Here is a 17,575-nt window from a genome sequence, read left to right on the forward strand (position 1 = left end):
GGCGCGCGTTGCGCTGCCTACCTCGCGGCGGGAACCGTGCCGACGACCGCCTCGACGACAGGGTCCGGCTCCACGGCGTCCTTCAGGGGAACCTGCCGGACGGAAATATCCATGCCCACGATCCAGTGCCGGGGCTGCGGGCGTCCTTGCGCCCGTTCGGGCCAGACCAGCACGTCCACCACGTTGACGCTGCGGCCCTCCATGTCTGGCCGGGACCATAGCAGCGAAGGTGCCGCGCCGTCCACGACCCCGTCGAACCCGGTGCCGATGCCCCCGCCGAGCAGGATGTGGAAGGCCTGCCCCAGTTCGGCCAGGTAGCGCCGCTCGCCAAGCCCGCCCCATGCGGCCACGCCGATGACGAGGTCCGCGCGCTCCTGCGCGGCAAGCCCCGACTGTACGGCCTGCGCGGCCATGGCGGGCGTGGGGTCTTCCCACGGCTTCGGCAGCGCGGGCAGGAAGACCACGGCCACCTTGCGCCCGGCCACGGCGTGGATGCGCGTTGCGGGTTGGCCGCCCACTTCGCGGAATCCTGCGGGCGCGTCGTTCGCGTGCTTGCGGAACCAGGCGGCGGCAGCGCCGGAAAGGTAGCCGTCGTCCACGCGCAGCAGGTCGTAGGCCTTGCGCACCATGGGGGCCAGGCGGCCTTCGGCGTCCTCGCCCACGTCGGCCGGAAATTCATCGGGCCCGGCCAGCACCAGGGTGGGAATGCCGTCCTGCCCGCGCCACTGCTTGAACATGCTCGCCCGCCGGGCAAGCCCACCAGAGGTGCCGCCCCCTCAGGAGGGGCAGGGATGCAGCGTGCCCCTGGTGCTGGCGTTGTACAGGATGCGCAGCACGGGGCCTTGCGTTGCGTCGGCCCGGGCGCTGGCGTCCTCGGCGGACAGGGGCGCACCCTGCCCCAGCAGGGCGAAGTCTGCCAGGCTGCGCGGCGCGACTGTCTGGGGCTGCGCGGCGCTTGGGTCGGCGTTGGGGACGGCGCTGTCCGTGGCCGGGACTGGTGAGACTGGCGAAGCTGGCGACGGCTGGAGCCCAGGCATATGCACGCGGGGCTCACCGGCCGTGGCGAAGGGCAGGCCAGAGGGCAGCCCGTCACGCGTCATGGCCGGATTTGTCACGTTCGCGGGCGTCGCCTGCGTGGTCGCGGTGGGCTGCTGCGCTGTCGGGCCTTCGCTGCCGTCAGGTCGTGCGCAGGCGGCCAGCAGCACGCACAGCGCCGTTGCCGCAAGGCAACAGACAACCCACGCCGCATCCCTGTGCGGGCGCGGCTGGCGAAGCTGGAAATGGGGGGACGGAAACGGGCGAAGCGCCGGGGCGGCGGCACGGAGAGCCCGTGCCGCCGTGCCGTCAGGCGATGATCGCAGGGTCATCGCCTAGTCGTTGAGGAATTCTTTAAGTTCCTTCCCGGCGCGGAAGAAGGGCAGGCGTTTGGGCTCGACCACGACCATGTCGCCGGTCTTGGGGTTGCGGCCGGAGTAGCCGCCGTAGTCCTTGACCTTGAAGCTGCCGAAGCCGCGGATTTCCACGCGGTCTCCATCAGTCAGCGCGTCCTTCATGCTGTCCACGAAGGTGTTCACGACCATGGCGGCTTCCTCGATGGGGATGTTCGTCTCTTCGGACAGCGTCTTGATGAGTTCGCTCTTGTTCATGGAATCCTCCGTGGTGCGGCGGTGCGGTTCGTTCCGCCCCGAAAAACGTCTGCGGGAAGACGGCGGCCGGAAAACGTCGAATCGTCACGCGGGGCGCGCGGGGCTTGCCGCCGGATGGAACCGGTGCGCCTTGCCCGGATTTCCTGCCCGCAAGGTAGGGGAAGGGTGGGGGGCAACTCCAAAGACGATGAACGCACTATGGCCGAAGATGGTCAAGGTTTCAAGGGGTTAATATGGCTCTTCCGCAAGGGCGCGCAAGGGGTGCTTGTCCGCCAGTTCCGGCAGCAGTGCGGATCGCATGCGTTGCAGTTTGACCGCGATGGAAAAAAGGTCTTGCGCGGCGGGAGATTGCGGCGCAACGCGCATCAACGGCTTCTGCTTGCGCACAGCGTCCGGCAGGGCCTTGTCCAGGCGCACGCCGCCCAGGAACTGCGGCTCTATGTCCAGGAACTTGCGGCAGGCGGCGGCCAGGCGCTCGAAGGTCTGGGTTTCTTCCTTGCGCGATTCCGCCTGGTTCACGATGACGAAGAAGTCGCGCACCCCGTGCTGCGTGGAAAGCACCTTCATCAACGCGTAGCTGTCGGTGAGCGAGGTGGGTTCCGGCGTCACGATGACGATGCGCAACTGGGTCATGGCCGCGAAGGCCAGCACCGTGGGGTTGATGCCCGCGCCAAGGTCCAGGAACAGGAAGTCGTAGGCGGCGAACAGCGGCTCCAGCTTGCGGACCAGCAGGGCGCGCATGTCCCCGTCCATTTCCACCAGTTCGGGCACGCCCGAGGCGGCGGGCAGGAAATCGAATCCGCCCTGTTCGATGGGCACGGCGATGTCGCGAGGGGCCGCATCGCTGTCCAGAAGGTCCTGCATGTTCCTGTCGGGCGCGATGCCCAGCAGCACGTCCAGGTTGGCCAGCCCGAGGTCGCAGTCCATGAGCAGCAGGGGGTGCCCGCCGCGATACAGGCAGTAGCCGAGGTTGAGGGCGATGTTGGTCTTGCCCACGCCGCCCTTGCCGCTGAGTATGGAAACGCTGAGTGTGGTGTTCTGCGTCATGTTCCGTCCGTGGATGCGGCCCCGTGGGGAGCCAAATTGCCCTAAGGGGCTGCCTCCCAATTAGGATTTTTGTTCGTTGGCAAGGAAAGTGAGCCTGCCATGAGGGAGTATACTCTTGTTGTATTCGACCGACATGGCGGGGGAAGCTTGACGCAGCCAACGGGCAAAAGGACAATTGGGGTGGAGCCCCTAGTCGTCGTTGCCTGAAAAAAGAAACTGCTTCTCGTCCGACTGCACCATGGTGGAACGGTCATAGTCGGGCACGCCCGGCAGCCGGTGCACCCGCACGCGGGCCTTGCCCGAGTTCTTGGCCTCGTACAGGGCCTTGTCCGCCCGGTCGAGCAGCTCTTCCGCCCGGCACACCGTGGCGCCCTTGCACCCTGCGATGCCCGCGGAAAAGGTGACCCGGAAGGTCTCGCCCCGGCACTCGAAGGCTTCTTCCCGCATCTGTTGCAGCAGGCGTTCCAGCAGGGCCTGGGCGCGCATGGGCGAAGCCCCCGGCAGCAGCAGCACGAATTCCTCGCCGCCGATGCGGCCCGCCACGTCATAGGCGCGGGTGGCGTCGCGCAGCACGTCGGCCATGCGGCGCAGCACAAGGTCGCCGCAGGCGTGGCCCCAGGTGTCGTTGATGCGCTTGAAGTCGTCCAGGTCCACCATGGCCAGGCTGAGTTCCGCGCCGCCCCGGTGCACGCGCTGGAGTTCCAGTTCCACCTGGCGCAGGAAGGCCCGGCGGTTCATCAGGCCGGTGAGCGGATCATGGTCGCGCTGGTGGGCCAGTTCTTCCACGGCCTTTTGCAGTTCGCGCAAATTGAAGTTCGAGCTCTTGTCGAGTTCGATGGCGAACCATTCACGCAGGCCGTGTTCTTCGGCCAGGGCCAGCCAGCGGTGCCGGGTCATGCCGGGAAACAGACGGGCCACGGCCAGCAGCGGGCCGTCGTCGGTCAGGTCCCGCCGTTCCGTCCCGGAATCTGTGCCCTCGGGCGCACGGGCGACGCGGGCGGCCTCTTTGGCCAGCGCCCGGCGCAGGGCGTCCAACTCCCCCGGCAACTGCCCAGATTGAGAGGACTGGGCGGGCTGGGAGGCTTGTGCGGAATCGCCCGAATCTCCGGGGGGAGCGGCGTCAGTTGGTCTTCTGGCCATGGAGGTACAGCAGGTAGTCCCGCAGGAGCTGATCAATGCGGCCGTCCAGCACGGCCTCGACATCGCCTATTTCCGTATTGGTGCGGTGGTCCTTGACGAGGCGGTACGGCTGCAGCGTGTAGGTGCGGATCTGGCTGCCGAAGCCGATGGCGTCCTTGCCCGCGTACTGGGCCTTCTTCTCTTCTTCCAGCCTGCGCAGTTCCAGTTCGTACAGGCGCGCCCGCAATATCTGCATGGCCGTGTCGCGGTTGCTGTGCTGCGACTTTTCGTTCTGGCACTGCGCCGAAATGCCCGTGGGCAGGTGGGTGATGCGCACGGCCGAACTGGTGGTGTTCACGCTCTGGCCGCCGGGGCCGCTGGAGCGGAAGATGTCGATGCGCAGGTCCGTATCCTTGATGTCCACGGTGATTTCCTGGCCCACGTCGGGGATCACGTCCACCGAGGCGAACGAGGTGTGGCGGCGGCCGGATGAATCGAACGGCGAGATGCGGATGAGCCGGTGGATGCCCTTTTCGCCCTTGAGCAGACCGTAGGCGTTGGGCCCGGCCATGCGCAGGGTGACGCTCTTCACGCCCGCCTCGTCGCCCGCGAGATAGTCGAGGTATTCCGCCTTGATGTCGTGGGTGTCGGCCCAGCGCAGGTACATGCGCACCAGCATCTCTGCCCAGTCCTGGGCCTCGGTGCCGCCCGCGCCGGGATGGATTTCCACGATGGCGGCCAGGCGGTCTTCCTTGCCGGAGAGGAGCAGGTTCATCTCCGTCTCCTGCAGCAGGCTTTCCAGCGCGGCAACCTGTTCGGCCAGCGATTCCAGGGCCTCCTGGCCGGGTTCGCCCGTGGCGTCCTCTTCCTCCGCCAGGGTCAGCCATTCGGTGACGTCGCGGCGGCAGGTTTCCAGGCGCTCCAGGCGCGTTATCTCGCCTTCCAGCTGGCTTTTTTCCTGCAGGACGGGGGTAAGCTTTTCGGGGTTGTTCCAGGCGTCGGGGCTGGAAAGCTGGCGTTCGATTTCGTCGAGGCGGTTGCGGTTGCCCGCAAGGTCAAAGACGCCCCCAGAGGGTGGCGTACTGGTCGATGAGGGCGGCGCTGCGCGCGCGCAATTCGGCAAGCTGAAGCATGTGGGTGGTGTGTCTGTTGCGGGGTTGTGCGTGATGAACGGGATGGGCCGTTGCGGGGCGGGCGGTTGTGCCCGGCGCTCTGCTCAGGCCCGGCGGCGGCGAGTGGGCAGCAGCAGCGCGGCGGCCGCAAGGCCCAGGGCCACGGGCCACACCAGGTGGTGTACCCGGTGGAACACGGTGGTTTCCGCGCGGGCCGTGGCCATGCCGCCGATCACCTCGGCCCGGAACAGGCCGCCGCGCTCGGCGATGCGCCCCTGCGGGTCGATGATGGCCGAGATGCCGGTGTTGGTGCCGCGCAGCACGTAACGTCCCTGTTCCACGGCCCGAAGCACAGAGAGCTGCAGGTGCTGTTCCGGGGCCGCCGTGGTGCCGAACCACGCATCGTTGCTGATGTTCACCAGAACGTTGGCCCCGTCGGCAACGCGTTGCTGGGCCAGTTCCGGAAAAATAGTTTCATAGCAAATGAGTATGCCCAGCGCAAGGTTGCCGAGACGCAGCGGGGCAACGGCGGCTCCGGGGGTGAAGTCGCCCACGCCCTGCATCAGGGTTTCCAGGAAGGGCATGTCCAGGCCGGGGGGGGCGTATTCGCCGAAGGGGACAAGGTGCTCCTTGTCGTAGTGCCCGGCGTCGCCGCCCGCCTCGTCCACCAGCATGGCGCGGTTGTACAGCAGAAAGCCGCGCTTCACGGGGGCGTTGACGTAACCGGGCGTGCCGATGAGCACAGGCGTGCGGTTGGCGGCGGCAAAGGCGCGGATGGCCGGGCCGAATTCCTTGTGTTCCTGGAAGTAGAAGGGCATGGCCGTTTCCGGCCACACGATGAAGGCGGGGTGCCCGGCGGACACGGCGTCCTTGCTCAGCGAAAGGTAGCGCTCCACCGTGGCCCGCTGGAAGGCGGGCTCCCACTTCTGGTCCTGGTCGATGTTGCCCTGCACCAGCGCCACCCGGAAGGGCTCGCCATCCTTGGGCAGGCCGCGCGACAGGGTGTACGCGCCATAGCCCACCAGGCCGAACGCCACCAGCGAGGCCCCCAGGGCGCAGGCCAGGGTCTGGGCCAGCGAAGAGGGCGTCACGGAACGGCGCGCGCCGGGGCAGTGCAGGCCGCATTCCGGGGCCATGGCCCCCATGGCCCAGCACACCACGGCCACCAGCAGGCCGGAAAGGCCGTAGGCCCCCACCAGCGACGCCCCCTGCACGGCCACGGGCCACGGGGCGAAGGCGGCGGAAAGAACAAGCCACGGAAAGCCGGTAAGGAACACCCCGCGCAGCATTTCCAGCAGCAGCCAGGCGCAGCCCAGGAACAGTCCGCGCCGGAAGGGGGTGAGCCGGTCGCGCGTCAGGTGCGCCAGAAGGCAGAACTGCCCGGCGTACAGGCCCACGTACGCGCCGATGGCCACGGCGCACGGCACGGCCAGCGCCCAGGGCAACTGGCCGTATTCGTGCACGGGCAGGGCCAGCCAGTACAGGCAGGCCGAGGAACCGGCGATGCCGGTAAGCCAGCCCACGCGAAAGGCGGGCCAGCGGCCCGGCGCGCCAAGGCCCAGCAACAGCAGGGCAAGGGGGTAGGCAAGGGCGAGAAGCGGCAGTTGGACCACCGGGTTCGGAAAGCCCAGCCACAGACCCGCCGCGCCGAGAAGGATGCAGAGTGCGTTGCGCATAAGCGGAGGTGAAAACCCCTGGGAGGGGAAAAGTCAAGCACGGCACGGTGACGGATGTGTTGCGTGTGTCCGTCGTGCCGCGCCGCGCCGTGACGCGTCGTGCCGCGCCATGAGCCAAGCCGGGCCGCATCGGGGCGGCAGCGGAGGCTGTACGGCGGGGGTGGGAAACCGCCCGGCCATGCCGCCGGGGCAGGTCGTGAACGGCAGGCCCGTGAATAGAGGACCGGTGAACGGGCAGCCGGGTAAGGGCGGGGCCGGGGAACAGGGAACCGGCTATGCGGCCGCGATGGGCCCCACGCGCACCGTGCGGATCTGCTTGGCGTCGGCCTCCACCACCTCGAAGCGGCGTCCGGCCAGATCGAAGGCCTCGCCCGCCTGGGGCACGTGGCCCGCCAGCATGCTGAGGTAGCCGCCGATGGTGTCCACCTCGTCCGAGGCAAGGCTGATGCCCAGTTCTTCCAGGTCTTCCAGCAGGGCGCGCCCGGAAAGCTGGTAGTTATCGCCGTCCAGCACCACGATGTCCTCGTCGCGCGGGGCATCGTGCTCGTCCTCGATGTCGCCCACGATGACCTCCAGCACGTCCTCGATGGTCACGAGGCCAGAGGTGCCGCCGTACTCGTCGAGCACGATGGCCATGTGGTTCTTGCGGCTGCGGAATTCCTGGAGCAGTTCGTAGACGTTTTTGGTCTCGGGCACGAAGTACGGCTCGCGCATCAGGTCAGCCACCGGAGTTCCGCATCCGGCGGGGTCGACGAAGCAGCGCAGCAGATCCTTGGCGTAGACCACGCCCACGATGTTGTCGCGGTTGTCGCGGTAGATGGGGATGCGCGAATGCCCGGAAGCGACGATGCGCTCGATGACTTCCCCCAGGGGGTTGTCCACCTCGACGCAGTCGATGTCGGTGCGGGGGGTCATGATGTCCTGGACCTGCGTGTCGTCGAGGCTCAGGATGTTCAGCAGCATCGAGCCTTCGTCGGCGTCCAGTTCGCCGTCTTCGCGGGCCTCGATGATGGCCTGTTCCACCGAGTCGTTGGTGCGGCCATGGAACAGCCGCGTGATGCGCGACCAGATGGGACTGCCCGATTCTCCGTCCAAAGGGGGCTCCTGTGTTGTGGTGACGTCGCCGTGGGGCGGGGCGGTATTCGCCACCGGCGGCTGGCGGATGCGCCGCCGCGCACGGCATGCCGGAACCCCATGCATGACCCGGTGGTGATGCCCGCGGCCCGCCGTGCACGGCGGGGGCGCGGAGCGGCGCGTGGTCAGGCGGGGGTTGCCAGCGGGCACGGGCGCTTGCGGTCCGGCGTCACACTACATCGCTCCCGCTTTCCCTGTAAAGCTCAAGGTGGCGGCGGATTACCCAGTTGCCGAGGGGTTCCGCCTCGCCCTCGTCGGACAGGGGCTTCCAGTCGGCCATGTGCGGGGCGTCGGGGCGGGCCTGGCCCCAGGCCAGCACCTGCGCGCCCAGTTCCACGTCGCGCGTTTCAAAGGCCACGAAGCGGTTCTGAATGCGGCAATGCAGCCAGAAGCCCAGGCTGCGGTCGTGCTGTGGGTCGTACAGTTCCAGCAGGGCGGCGAAGCGCCCGCCCACGTCCAGGCTCATGCCCCGCGCCGTGGCGGAGCGGGCCGTGGCGCGCGGCGCCAGCAGGCGCAGCCCCCCGCCGGAAAGGTTCAGCAGGCCCACGGGCAGCGCGGTGGTGATGTCGGGAAAAATGGGGGGGATGTCGTCTTTGGCAGCGGGGGCAGCGGGGGCAGCGGGGGCGCAGGACGCCGGGGGCTCCGTGGGGTGCGGCGGGGAGTGGGACGGGGGGAGGTCCCGTGCTGGCGGCGCGTCGTGGGCGGGGTCGTCGACTGGCACGGTGTCGAAGTCTTCGGGCAGGGCGGTCTCGCCGGAAAGTCCGGCCCGATGCGCGGTGAAGCTGTTCAGGGTGGTGGCGTCGGGCAGGGCCAGCAGCGGCGTGCCCAGCCTGCGGCCATCGGCAGGGGCTGGCGTGTCCGGCCCCATGGGCCATGCGGCAAGGCCCAGCACCAGGTGGCGCGGCACGTCCAGCCGCAGGAAGGCCCGCTTCTGCCGCCGTTCCAGCTTTTCCGGCAGGGCCAGGTCCACCAGCCAGACCGAATCGGCATCGCCGCCGGGGCTGCGGGGCGCGTCGCGGTTGGCGGAGGGCGCACGGTGCGCCCCGATGATTTTCGTGGTGAACTGGTAGTAGATCTGGATGCGCTTCTGCTGGGTGCGGAAGTAGCAGTCCACCTCGCGGCCCTTCCACGATTCCGGCACGGTGCGCAACAGCGAACATTCCAGCGTCAGGTCCGAGCGCGACACCGACACGGCGGTGCAGTAGGTGGAGCGGCGACCCGTGGGGCCGTGGAACTGCATCTCGAAGCGGCCGCGTTGCAGGATGGCGGCCTCGAACAGTTCGCGGATCACGTGCGGGTCGTTCACCCAGCCTTCGGGGGTGTAGCGCTGGCCTCGCTGGCGCAGTCCGCCGATAAGCAGCACCGCCGCCAGCAGCGCGGCCACGGCCGCCACGATGAGCATGAATTCGCGCACCAGCGAAAAATCGGACTGGTAGTCGCCGAAGTGGCGCGAAATATCGGCCAGGAAACTGGCCGCGCCCGGAAGAGGGAAGGCATGCGGGGAAGCGGGAAGGCCGAGGAGGAAGGCTTCGGCAAGGGTGCGGGCAAGACCGTTGAAGACGAAGTCCGACAGGAACGGTGCGGCGCTGTTCATGATGATGCCCCGGACTGTTGGTGTACGCCGTAGGGTGCGCGGCAGGCGGCGTGCGAACCCGGACGGACGCATCTTGGACGGTAGCCGCAAACGGCCTTCGTCGCAACAGGCGGAACGTTAGAGCTTGGGCGTCGTGCGGGCGGAACGCGGGGCGCGAGGCGAAGGGGGAAGAGGGAAGGGACGAGGGTGCGGCACCCGGCAACGGGCGCGGCACGCCGCGCCCCGAGCGTTTCGCGCCTAGGCCCGTTCCAGCTTGCGCAGGTGGATTTCCAGGCAGGTCAGCGCGGCCGGGGTCACCCCGGAAATGCGCGATGCCTGCCCCATGGTGCGCGGCCGGACGCGGGTGAGCTTTTCCACGATCTCGCGGGTCAGCCCGGCCACCGCGCCGTAGTCCAGGTCTTCGGGCAGGGGGGCGGATTCCTGCCGGGCGGCGCGCTCCACCAGTTCCTCCTGCCGGGCCAGGTACCCGGAATAGCGGATGATGGTTTCCGCCTCTTCGCACACCTCGGGCGCGTGGTCCGTGGCTTCGGGCCAGAAGACACGCAGCCGTTCCAGCGACATGCTGGGGCGGCGCAGCAACTCGGCCAGCGACACGGCGCGGGTGGGCACGGCTTCGCCAAGTTCGGCGAAGATGGCGCGGGTGGCGGCGTCGGGCGTCACCCGGCGCTGTTCCAACTGGTTCATGAGTTCGGCCAGGGCATCGTGGCGGGCGCGGAACACGGCCCAGTGGGCGTCGTCCACGAGGCCCAGGTCGCGGCCCAGCGGGGTCAGCCTGGCGTCGGCGTTGTTCTCGCGCAGCAGCAGGCGGTGTTCCGCGCGAGAGGTGAACATGCGGTACGGCTCGCGCGTGCCCTTGGTGACCAGGTCGTCCACCAGCACGGCCATGTAGGCCACGTCGCGCCCCGGCAGGAACGGCGGCATCCCGCGCAGCGCGCACGAGGCGTTCAGCGCGGCCCACAAGCCCTGCGCCGCCGCCTCTTCGTAGCCGGATGTGCCGTTGATCTGCCCGGCCAGGTACAGGCCCGGCAGCGTCTTGGCTTCCAGCGTGGGGTGCAGCTGGATGGGGTCCGCGTAGTCGTATTCGATGGCGTAGCCGGGGCGCACGATCTGGGCGTTTTCCAGCCCCGGAATGGTGGCGATCATGGCCTTCTGCACGTCCAGCGGCAGGCTGGTGGGAATGCCGTTGGGGTAGCATTCCGGGCTGGTCAGCCCTTCCGGCTCCACGAAGATCTGGTGGCGTTCGCGGTCGGGGAAGCGGGCCACCTTGTCCTCGATGGACGGGCAGTAGCGCGCCCCGGTGCCGGTGATGACCCCGGTGAACATGGGCGAGCGGTCGAACCCGGCGCGGATGGCCGCGTGGGTGCGCTCGTTGGTCCAGGTCATGTGGCAGGGCACCTGCGGCAGGCGCACGCCGGGGCCGCGAAAACTGAACGGGCGCGGCGGTTCGTCGCCGGGCTGCTCTTCCATGACCGAAAAGTCGATGCTGTCCCGCAGCAGGCGCGGGGTGGTGCCGGTCTTCAGCCGCCCCAGTTCCAGCCCGTGGCCGCGCAGCGAGGCGGAAAGCCCAACGGCGGGCGCATCACCCAGCCTGCCGCCGGGAAAGTTGGTGAGCCCCACGTGGATCAGCCCGCACAGGAAGGTGCCTGTGGTCAGCAGCACCGACCGGGCGCGAAATTCTTGCCCAAGGCCGGTGCGCACCCCGGCGGCGCGGCCCTGTTCGCTCAGGATGGCCTCTGCCGTGTCCTGCCAGACCCACAGGTTGTCCTGTGCGAAGACGTCGCGCCGCACCGCGTGCAGGTAGGCGTCGCGGTCTATCTGGGCGCGGGTGGCCCGCACGGCGGGCCCCTTGCTGACGTTCAGGGTGCGGAACTGGATGCCCGCCTCGTCGGCCCACAGGCCCATCATGCCGCCCAGCGCGTCGATTTCCTTGACCATGTGCCCCTTGGCAAGCCCGCCGATGGCCGGGTTGCACGAAAGGTGGCCGATGCGGTCGGCGTTGCTGGTCAGCAGCAGGGTGGGGTGGCCCAGGCGCGCGCTGGCCATGGCGGCCTCGCACCCGGCATGCCCCGCCCCGACCACGATGCAGTCGAAGATGGCGGGAAATGGGGGTTTGCGCGGCGTGAGGGATGCGGACATGGGCGGTACCGTGGGGTTGGGGGCTGTGACGGCGAAGGCGGCAAGGTGACGTTGTGACGACGCGACGGGGCAACGCCGAAGCGCCCGACCAGACGGCGAGGCAAGGCGCAAGGGTGGGCGCGTTACGCCCCCGGCTGCTTTCCGTCCTTGAACAGCATGGTGGCGATGACCTTGGCGTCTCCGATGTTGCAGGAGATGCGCGTGGCCTCGTTGGGCACGTGAGCGTTGGGCACCAGCTTGGACCATACGGCGGCGGAAAGGCCCATGCGCCGCACGATGGCGGCCACGGTGCCCCCGCCAATGCCAGCGGGCCGGGCGGTGACGCCGTACACGCCGCTGATGGCCGCGCGCAGCCGGGTGACCACCTCGGCGTCGGGGCTGGTGGGCGGCGCGGCCTGCTCGCGCAGCACGTGCGAAATGGCGATGGAGGCCCCGTATTCGCGCTCCACCTCATCGGCCAGGCCGCGCACGGCCGCCACCACGTCATCCAGGTCGTAGCGGGGCAGCACGCGGCAGTCCACGTAGAACACGTCCGAGCCGGGCACGGTGTTCACGTTGGGCACGTTGGCTTCTTTCTTGGTGGGCACGAAGGTGGACGTGGCCGGGTTGAACAGCGGGTCCGCGTCGGGGAAGCGCTCGTTCAGGCGGCGGATGCGCAGGATGAGCGCGGCGGCGGCCGCGAGGGAGTTCACCCCCTCGTCCGGCGTGGAGGCGTGGCACTGCTTGCCGGTGACGGCGATGCGCAGCCAGAGCATGCTCTTTTCCGCCACCTCGATCATGGCCCCTTCGCTGTCGCCGAAGTCGGGCACCACGATGAGGTCGTCCTGCCGGAACAGGTCGGGCCGCACGGCGGCCACGTGGGCCATGCCGTGGGTGTTGCCCGTTTCCTCGTCGGCCACGAAGGCGAGGCCAAGGGAAAGATCGGGGGTGATGCCCTGCTCCAGCAGTTCGCGCGCCACCAGCAGGCCAGAGACGATGGCCTGCTGGTTGTCCTCCACCCCGCGCCCGAACAGCACGTCGCCGTCCACGCGCATGGTCCACGGATCGCCGTCCCACAGGGCGGGGTCGCCGGGGGGCACGACGTCCATGTGCGCCAGCACCCACACCGTGCGGGGGGATTTGCCCGGCACGCGGGCGATGATGTTGGGGCGATGGCCGCAGGGCACGCGGGGGTCGGGGGCGTCGATGGTCTCGATGTCCGTCACGCCCATGTCGCGCAGGTGGGCAAACAGCCAGTCGGCCTTGGCGCGTTCGCCTTCGCCGCCGCTTTCCGGGCCAAGGGCCGGGCGGCGGGTCAGTTCGCGCTGCACTTCGATGACGGTGTCGCGGCGGGCGTCGAGAGCGGATAGGATGCGATGCGGCATGCGGCAAACCCCGTGCGCGTGGCGCGTGACGCCCGCTGCCGCACGAAGCGGCCCGGCCGCCGAGTCAGAAGGGTGCCCCGCCGGGCATGACCATGGCTGGCGCGCGGCGGAGAAAAAAAGAAAGGGCGAGGTCGCCCGCGCCCTTTCCCGTGGTGTCGAGGTAGGGTCTAGCGGCCCTTGGCGGCGCGCTTGGACGCCTTGAGGGGGTTGACCTTCGCGGCGGCGGCGGCCTGCGTCTTGATGTGCGTGGCGAAGTTGCACTTGCCGCCCACCCACTTGCGTTCGGGCAGGGGGTAGCTGCCGCAGAACTTTTCGTCTTCGAAAAGGCGAATGCGTTCACAGCCTTCGCACTGTTCGACGATGGGCTTGATGGCGATGCCGTTCATCACCACGCCGTCGGCCGTCTTGGTGGCACCAGCAAGGACGTTGCTCGTTGCGCTCATCTCGAAATCCTCCGTCGCGCGCGAAGCGCGTTTGTTCTTTCAGAAAGCAGGTTCCAATTATACAGTTCGCCCCGATTGTCAACAGGAAAATGGCGAAGCGGGGCCGGATACCGATGGGCGTGGAAAAACGGCGCTCCCCCCGGCGGGCGGCAGGCGGCTACCTGCCCAGCTTGTCCAGCACCCAGCGGCGCACGTCGCGCATCTGGGCCACCAGGACGGGGTAGTCGAAGCGGGTGAACCGGCCATCCTGATACAACACCTCGCCCGCCACCATGGTCAGGCGCACCTCGTGCCCGGTGGCGGCGTACACCAGGTGAGAGACCGGGTTGTACATGGGTTGCAGGTTGGGCGCGGTAAGGTCCAGCGCGGTAAGGTCGGCCGGGCAGCCGGGGGCAAGCTGGCCAAGGCCGGGCCAGTGCAGGGCGGCCGCGCCGCCACGGGTGGCCATGTCCAGCACGGCCTGGGCCGGGGCGCAGGTGGGGTCCATGCAGCGCAGCTTGTGCAGCATGGCGCAACTGGTCATTTCCGTGAACATGTTCAGGCTGTTGTTGCTGGCCGCGCCGTCGGTGCCGATGCCCACCGGAACGCCCAGTTGCAGCATGCGCACCACGGGAGCCGCCCCGGACGCCAGCTTCATGTTGCTTTCCGGGTTGTGGGCCACGGCCGCGCCGGTCCGCGCCAGCAGTTCGATTTCGTCGTCCGTCAGGTCCACGGCGTGGGCCACGGTGGCGCGGGGGGTGAGCAGGCCAAGGCCGTGGCAGTAAGGCACGGGCCGCTGTCCGAACATCTGCTGGCACTGGGCGGTTTCCGTGGTGGTTTCCGCCAGGTGGATGTGCAGGGGCAGGTCCAGTTCCTCGGCCAGCGCCTGGCAGCGTTGCAGCAGCTCCGGCGAGGTGGTGTACACCGCGTGCGGGGTGACGCACTGGCGGATGCGCGGGTTGTGCCGCCAGCGCTCGTGCAGCTGCCGCACCAGCGCAAGGCCCGCGTCGGCGTCGGGGTAGGCGGGCGAGGGAAAGCCGAAGATGCCCTCGCCGCCCAGGCAGCGCATGCCCGCCTTGTCCACGGCGCGGTAGGTGGCGTCCTGGATCAGGTACATGTCGTTGAAGGCGGTGGTGCCGGTGCGCAGCATTTCGGCGCAGCCCAGCAGGGCCCCGGCTTCCACGATGTCGGGTGTGAGGTGCTTTTCCACGGGAAAGATGTGCTGCGTCAGCCATTCCATCAGCGGCAGGTCGTCGGCCACGCCGCGCAAAAAGGTCATGGCCGCGTGGGTGTGCGCGTTGACCAGGCCGGGCAGGACCAGCGCATCGCCAAGGTCCAGCACCCGCGCCGGTGCATGCGCGGCGGCCACGGCCTCGCGCGGGCCCACGTCCAGCACCATGCCGTCGGCCACGGCCAGCGCGCCGTTCTCGACGACGGTTCGCAACCCGTCTTGTGTAACGATGCAGGCGGCCTGTATGAGGATGTCGCAGGGGCGTGTCATGGTGGCTCCTTCAGGTGGCGGAGTGCGGCAGGGCGGGCCAGCGCGGTGCGCGCCGCGGGTGATGTCGATGGCTTTCGGCCGGGCAACGAAACGATTTTCCTTTAATATAGGGCATGGCGCGCGGCAAGCGTGCGGAATGCGGCAATGAGCGCCAGGGAGCGCCAAGGAGCGAAGGATGCGCGTGGGATGCCTGCTGGTGCACGGGTTCACCGGAGCCCCCTTTGAAATGGAACCGCTGGCCGGACCGTTGCGGGACGCGGGGTGCGTGGTGCGCAATATCCGCCTGCCGGGTCACGACACCTCGTTCGAGGACTTTCGACGCACCGTGTTCGCCGATTGGGCGGCCCACGCGGAAGCAGAATACCGCGCGCTGGAGCAAGAGGTGGACGCGGTGGTGCCCGTCGGGCTTTCCATGGGCGGCACCATCGCCCTGCACCTGGCGCAGGTGTTCCGGCCCCTGGGCGTGGTGGCGCTGGCCGCACCCGTGTACGTGTACCGCATCGTTCCGTGGCGCATGAAGGACTGGCGGTTGCCGCTGGTGGGGCTGCTGCGCCACGTGCGCCCGGTGTGGCCCTCCGCCCCGCGCAGCGAGGCGGCCCGCGCCGTGGCCCCGTGGCGTGGATATGAAGACGCCACGGCCCTGCCGCAGTTGCACAGCCTGATCAGGGGCGCGGCCGACGTGCGCAGGGGGCTGCACCGGGTGACGGCCCCCCTGCTGGTCATGCAGGCGCGCGGCGACGCCACCGTGCATTTCTCCAACGCCTTGCACATTGCCGCCCACGTGGCCTCGCCCGACGTGACCCTGAAACTGTTCGACATCGCGGACAGGCGCGCCGGGCACCACGTCATCACCACCCACGCTGAAAGCCGCGACAGGGTGTGCGCTGTCGTGCGCGACTTCGTGTGCGGGCTTTTTTGTTGAGACAAAAATGTTATTTTTTGCCTTTTTTGCCGTTTTCTCCAAAAAACATAATTTCACAATCTAATATTCCGCAACAATTACACTGTTTCTGCTGTGTGACCGGTCAATCCCGACTTGTGCTTGTGGCGGGATTGACGATTTTGCACGGAATCGTTAAATCCTGATCATGCCGGACGCTCCGGGGGAATCGCGTTGGCGCATTCCCGGCTTTTCGCGGCACGTTCCGCTTTCCGACGGCAAACGCCGGACACGGGTGCGGAAACATGCTATGCGGGAGGCGAACCGGGCTGCCGTTCCGGCCGTATCCCCACAGGTTCGCCAAGCAGAGGTTACCAGCGTGCACGTGAAGCCCATCAGCCAGCATTTCAACGACTTCGTCATCGAGCGCGAGCGCGCCCGGTGCATCAACTGCGAGGTCTGCGTGCGGCAGTGTTCGTACGAGGCCCATTTCTGGGATGAGGCCAGACAGTTCGTGGTGCACGACAGTGCCCGCTGCGTGGGCTGCCACCGCTGCGCGGCCATGTGCCCCACCAGTTGCCTGACCATCCGCAAGAAGCCCTCGGATTTCCGCGACAACTCGCTGTGGACGTCCACGTACATCAAGCACATTTTCAAGCAGGCCGACACCGGCGGGGTGCTGCTGTCCGGCATGGGCAACCCGCAGCCCAAGCCCATCTACTGGGACAACATGCTGCTGGACGCCAGCCAGGTGACCAACCCCTCCATAGACCCGCTGCGCGAGCCCATGGAACTGCGCACCTTTCTGGGTGCCAAGCCCGACGCCGTGGACTTCATCCACACCCCGGAAGGCCCGCGCCTGAAGCAGCCCCTGCCGCCGCAACTGCAACTGGAATACCCCATCATGTTCGCGGCCATGTCGTTCGGGGCCATCAACTTCAACCTGCACGTGGCCATGGCCCGCGCCGCCACGCAACTCGGCATCTGCTACAATACCGGCGAAGGCGGCCTGCACCCCGACCTGTACCAGTACGGGGCCAACACCATCGTGCAGGTGGCCTCCGGACGGTTCGGCGTGCACAAGGACTACCTGAACGCCGGGGCCGCCGTGGAGATCAAGGTGGGGCAGGGGGCCAAACCGGGCATTGGCGGCCACCTGCCGGGCGAGAAGATCGACGAGGAAGTCTCGCGCACCCGCATGGTGCCGCAGGGTTCCGACGCCATCTCGCCCGCGCCGCACCACGACATCTATTCCATTGAAGACCTGCTTCAGCTCATCTACGCCATCAAGGAATCCACCCGCTACCGGGTGCCCGTGGCCGTGAAGATAGCCGCGGTGCACAACGCCCCGGCCATCGCGTCCGGCATCGTGCGCGCCGGGGCGGACATCGTGGTCATCGACGGCTTCCGGGGCGGCACGGGCGCGGCCCCCACCATGATCCGCGACAACGTGGGCATTCCCATCGAACTGGCCCTGGCCGCCGTGGACAACCGCCTGCGCGACGAGGGCATCCGCAACCATGCCTCGCTGGTGGTGGCCGGGGGCGTGCGGTGCAGCGCCGACGTGGTGAAAGCCATCGCCCTGGGCGCCGACGCCGTGTACATCGGCACCGCCGCGCTGGTGGCCGTGGGCTGCACCCTGTGCGGCCGCTGCTACACCGGCAAGTGCCCGTGGGGCATCGCCACCAACGCCGCGCAACTCAAGAAGCGCCAGAACCCGGACGTGGCCGCGCAGCGCATGGCCAATCTTGTCCGCGCCTGGGGCCACGAGATTCAGGAAATGCTGGGCGGCATGGGGCTGAACTCCATCGAGAGCCTGCGCGGCAACCGCGACAAGCTGCGGGGCGTGGGGCTCAACGACGTGGAACTGAATGTCCTGGGCATCAAGCACGCGGGGTTGTAACCCGGCGGTGCGGATCGCGGGCGCTGGCTGCGTCAAACCGG

The 17,575-nt window shown here is 68.4% G+C and carries 15 protein-coding genes; 2 read left to right on the forward strand and 13 right to left on the reverse strand.

Annotation, left to right across the window (positions count from 1 at the left end; genetic code table 11):
* Positions 1 to 17 precede the first annotated feature (17 nt).
* From RVX_RS07220 to RVX_RS07280, 13 genes are all read right to left on the reverse strand, one after another.
* Entirely contained in the window at positions 18 to 737 is a 720-nt protein-coding gene (locus RVX_RS07220) for a hypothetical protein (RefSeq protein WP_116305330.1), read from the reverse strand.
* Positions 738 to 776: 39 nt separating this feature from the next.
* Positions 777 to 1,100, reverse strand: a complete 324-nt coding sequence (locus tag RVX_RS07225) for a hypothetical protein (protein ID WP_147307513.1) — start codon at positions 1,098 to 1,100, stop codon at positions 777 to 779.
* A gap of 270 nt (positions 1,101 to 1,370) precedes the next feature.
* Positions 1,371 to 1,646, reverse strand: coding sequence for an HU family DNA-binding protein (locus tag RVX_RS07230; protein ID WP_007522175.1), 276 nt, complete (start codon positions 1,644 to 1,646; stop codon positions 1,371 to 1,373).
* A 228-nt stretch (positions 1,647 to 1,874) separates the two neighbouring features.
* The gene (locus tag RVX_RS07235; protein ID WP_116305332.1) at positions 1,875 to 2,693 is read right to left on the reverse strand and encodes a MinD/ParA family protein; all 819 of its coding nucleotides are present in this window, start codon (positions 2,691 to 2,693) and stop codon (positions 1,875 to 1,877) included.
* Between the two features lie 189 nt (positions 2,694 to 2,882).
* On the reverse strand, positions 2,883 to 3,833 hold the full coding sequence (locus tag RVX_RS07240) for a GGDEF domain-containing protein (protein WP_116305333.1): 951 nt from the start codon (positions 3,831 to 3,833) through the stop codon (positions 2,883 to 2,885).
* A protein-coding gene (gene prfB / locus RVX_RS07245; protein WP_116305334.1) for a peptide chain release factor 2 occupies positions 3,814 to 4,945 on the reverse strand; the annotation gives its coding sequence in 2 pieces (ribosomal slippage) (positions 3,814 to 4,869 and positions 4,871 to 4,945; 1,131 coding nt in all). Before prfB ends, RVX_RS07240 begins: the two co-directional genes overlap by 20 nt.
* Before the next feature lie 83 nt (positions 4,946 to 5,028).
* Entirely contained in the window at positions 5,029 to 6,600 is a 1,572-nt protein-coding gene (gene lnt, locus RVX_RS07250) for an apolipoprotein N-acyltransferase (protein ID WP_116305335.1), read from the reverse strand.
* Between the two features lie 273 nt (positions 6,601 to 6,873).
* Complete coding sequence (locus RVX_RS07255) at positions 6,874 to 7,695, reverse strand: hemolysin family protein (RefSeq protein ID WP_116305336.1); 822 nt, start codon at positions 7,693 to 7,695, stop codon at positions 6,874 to 6,876.
* Between the two features lie 208 nt (positions 7,696 to 7,903).
* Positions 7,904 to 9,328, reverse strand: a complete 1,425-nt coding sequence (locus RVX_RS07260; RefSeq protein WP_420192426.1) for a hypothetical protein — start codon at positions 9,326 to 9,328, stop codon at positions 7,904 to 7,906.
* Between the two features lie 237 nt (positions 9,329 to 9,565).
* Positions 9,566 to 11,464, reverse strand: coding sequence for a tRNA uridine-5-carboxymethylaminomethyl(34) synthesis enzyme MnmG (mnmG, locus tag RVX_RS07265; RefSeq protein ID WP_116305337.1), 1,899 nt, complete (start codon positions 11,462 to 11,464; stop codon positions 9,566 to 9,568).
* Positions 11,465 to 11,586: 122 nt separating this feature from the next.
* On the reverse strand, positions 11,587 to 12,828 hold the full coding sequence (locus RVX_RS07270) for a M20 family metallo-hydrolase (protein ID WP_116305338.1): 1,242 nt from the start codon (positions 12,826 to 12,828) through the stop codon (positions 11,587 to 11,589).
* 167 nt (positions 12,829 to 12,995) lie between these two features.
* Positions 12,996 to 13,271 (reverse strand): PxxKW family cysteine-rich protein, encoded by a 276-nt coding sequence (locus RVX_RS07275; protein ID WP_043608189.1) that lies wholly within the window; start codon positions 13,269 to 13,271, stop codon positions 12,996 to 12,998.
* Positions 13,272 to 13,428: 157 nt separating this feature from the next.
* Positions 13,429 to 14,751, reverse strand: coding sequence for an amidohydrolase family protein (locus RVX_RS07280; protein WP_116305339.1), 1,323 nt, complete (start codon positions 14,749 to 14,751; stop codon positions 13,429 to 13,431).
* Positions 14,752 to 14,926: 175 nt separating this feature from the next.
* Here RVX_RS07280 and RVX_RS07285 point away from each other — a divergent pair, with 175 nt between their 5' ends.
* The gene (locus RVX_RS07285) at positions 14,927 to 15,673 is read left to right on the forward strand and encodes an alpha/beta hydrolase (protein ID WP_116305340.1); all 747 of its coding nucleotides are present in this window, start codon (positions 14,927 to 14,929) and stop codon (positions 15,671 to 15,673) included.
* Positions 15,674 to 16,010: 337 nt separating this feature from the next.
* Positions 16,011 to 17,534 carry a glutamate synthase-related protein gene (locus RVX_RS07290; protein WP_116305341.1) on the forward strand — a complete coding sequence of 508 codons (1,524 nt, stop codon included), beginning with the start codon at positions 16,011 to 16,013 and terminating at the stop codon, positions 17,532 to 17,534.
* Positions 17,535 to 17,575: the final 41 nt, after the last annotated feature.

The organism is Nitratidesulfovibrio sp. HK-II (genome assembly GCF_003402415.2).
Taxonomy (GTDB): domain Bacteria; phylum Desulfobacterota; class Desulfovibrionia; order Desulfovibrionales; family Desulfovibrionaceae; genus Cupidesulfovibrio.

Excerpts from the sequence above, each read along its gene's own strand:
- RVX_RS07220 (WP_116305330.1), bottom strand. The coding sequence starts at position 737 with ATGTTCAAGCAGTGGCGCGGGCAGGACGGCATTCCCACCCTGGTGCTG.
- RVX_RS07225 (WP_147307513.1), bottom strand. The coding sequence starts at position 1,100 with ATGACGCGTGACGGGCTGCCCTCTGGCCTGCCCTTCGCCACGGCCGGT.
- RVX_RS07230 (WP_007522175.1), bottom strand. The coding sequence starts at position 1,646 with ATGAACAAGAGCGAACTCATCAAGACGCTGTCCGAAGAGACGAACATC.
- RVX_RS07235 (WP_116305332.1), bottom strand. The coding sequence starts at position 2,693 with ATGACGCAGAACACCACACTCAGCGTTTCCATACTCAGCGGCAAGGGC.
- RVX_RS07240 (WP_116305333.1), bottom strand. The coding sequence starts at position 3,833 with ATGGCCAGAAGACCAACTGACGCCGCTCCCCCCGGAGATTCGGGCGAT.
- lnt (WP_116305335.1), bottom strand. The coding sequence starts at position 6,600 with ATGCGCAACGCACTCTGCATCCTTCTCGGCGCGGCGGGTCTGTGGCTG.
- RVX_RS07260 (WP_420192426.1), bottom strand. The coding sequence starts at position 9,328 with ATGAACAGCGCCGCACCGTTCCTGTCGGACTTCGTCTTCAACGGTCTT.
- mnmG (WP_116305337.1), bottom strand. The coding sequence starts at position 11,464 with ATGTCCGCATCCCTCACGCCGCGCAAACCCCCATTTCCCGCCATCTTC.
- RVX_RS07270 (WP_116305338.1), bottom strand. The coding sequence starts at position 12,828 with ATGCCGCATCGCATCCTATCCGCTCTCGACGCCCGCCGCGACACCGTC.
- RVX_RS07275 (WP_043608189.1), bottom strand. The coding sequence starts at position 13,271 with ATGAGCGCAACGAGCAACGTCCTTGCTGGTGCCACCAAGACGGCCGAC.
- RVX_RS07280 (WP_116305339.1), bottom strand. The coding sequence starts at position 14,751 with ATGACACGCCCCTGCGACATCCTCATACAGGCCGCCTGCATCGTTACA.
- RVX_RS07285 (WP_116305340.1), top strand. The coding sequence starts at position 14,927 with ATGCGCGTGGGATGCCTGCTGGTGCACGGGTTCACCGGAGCCCCCTTT.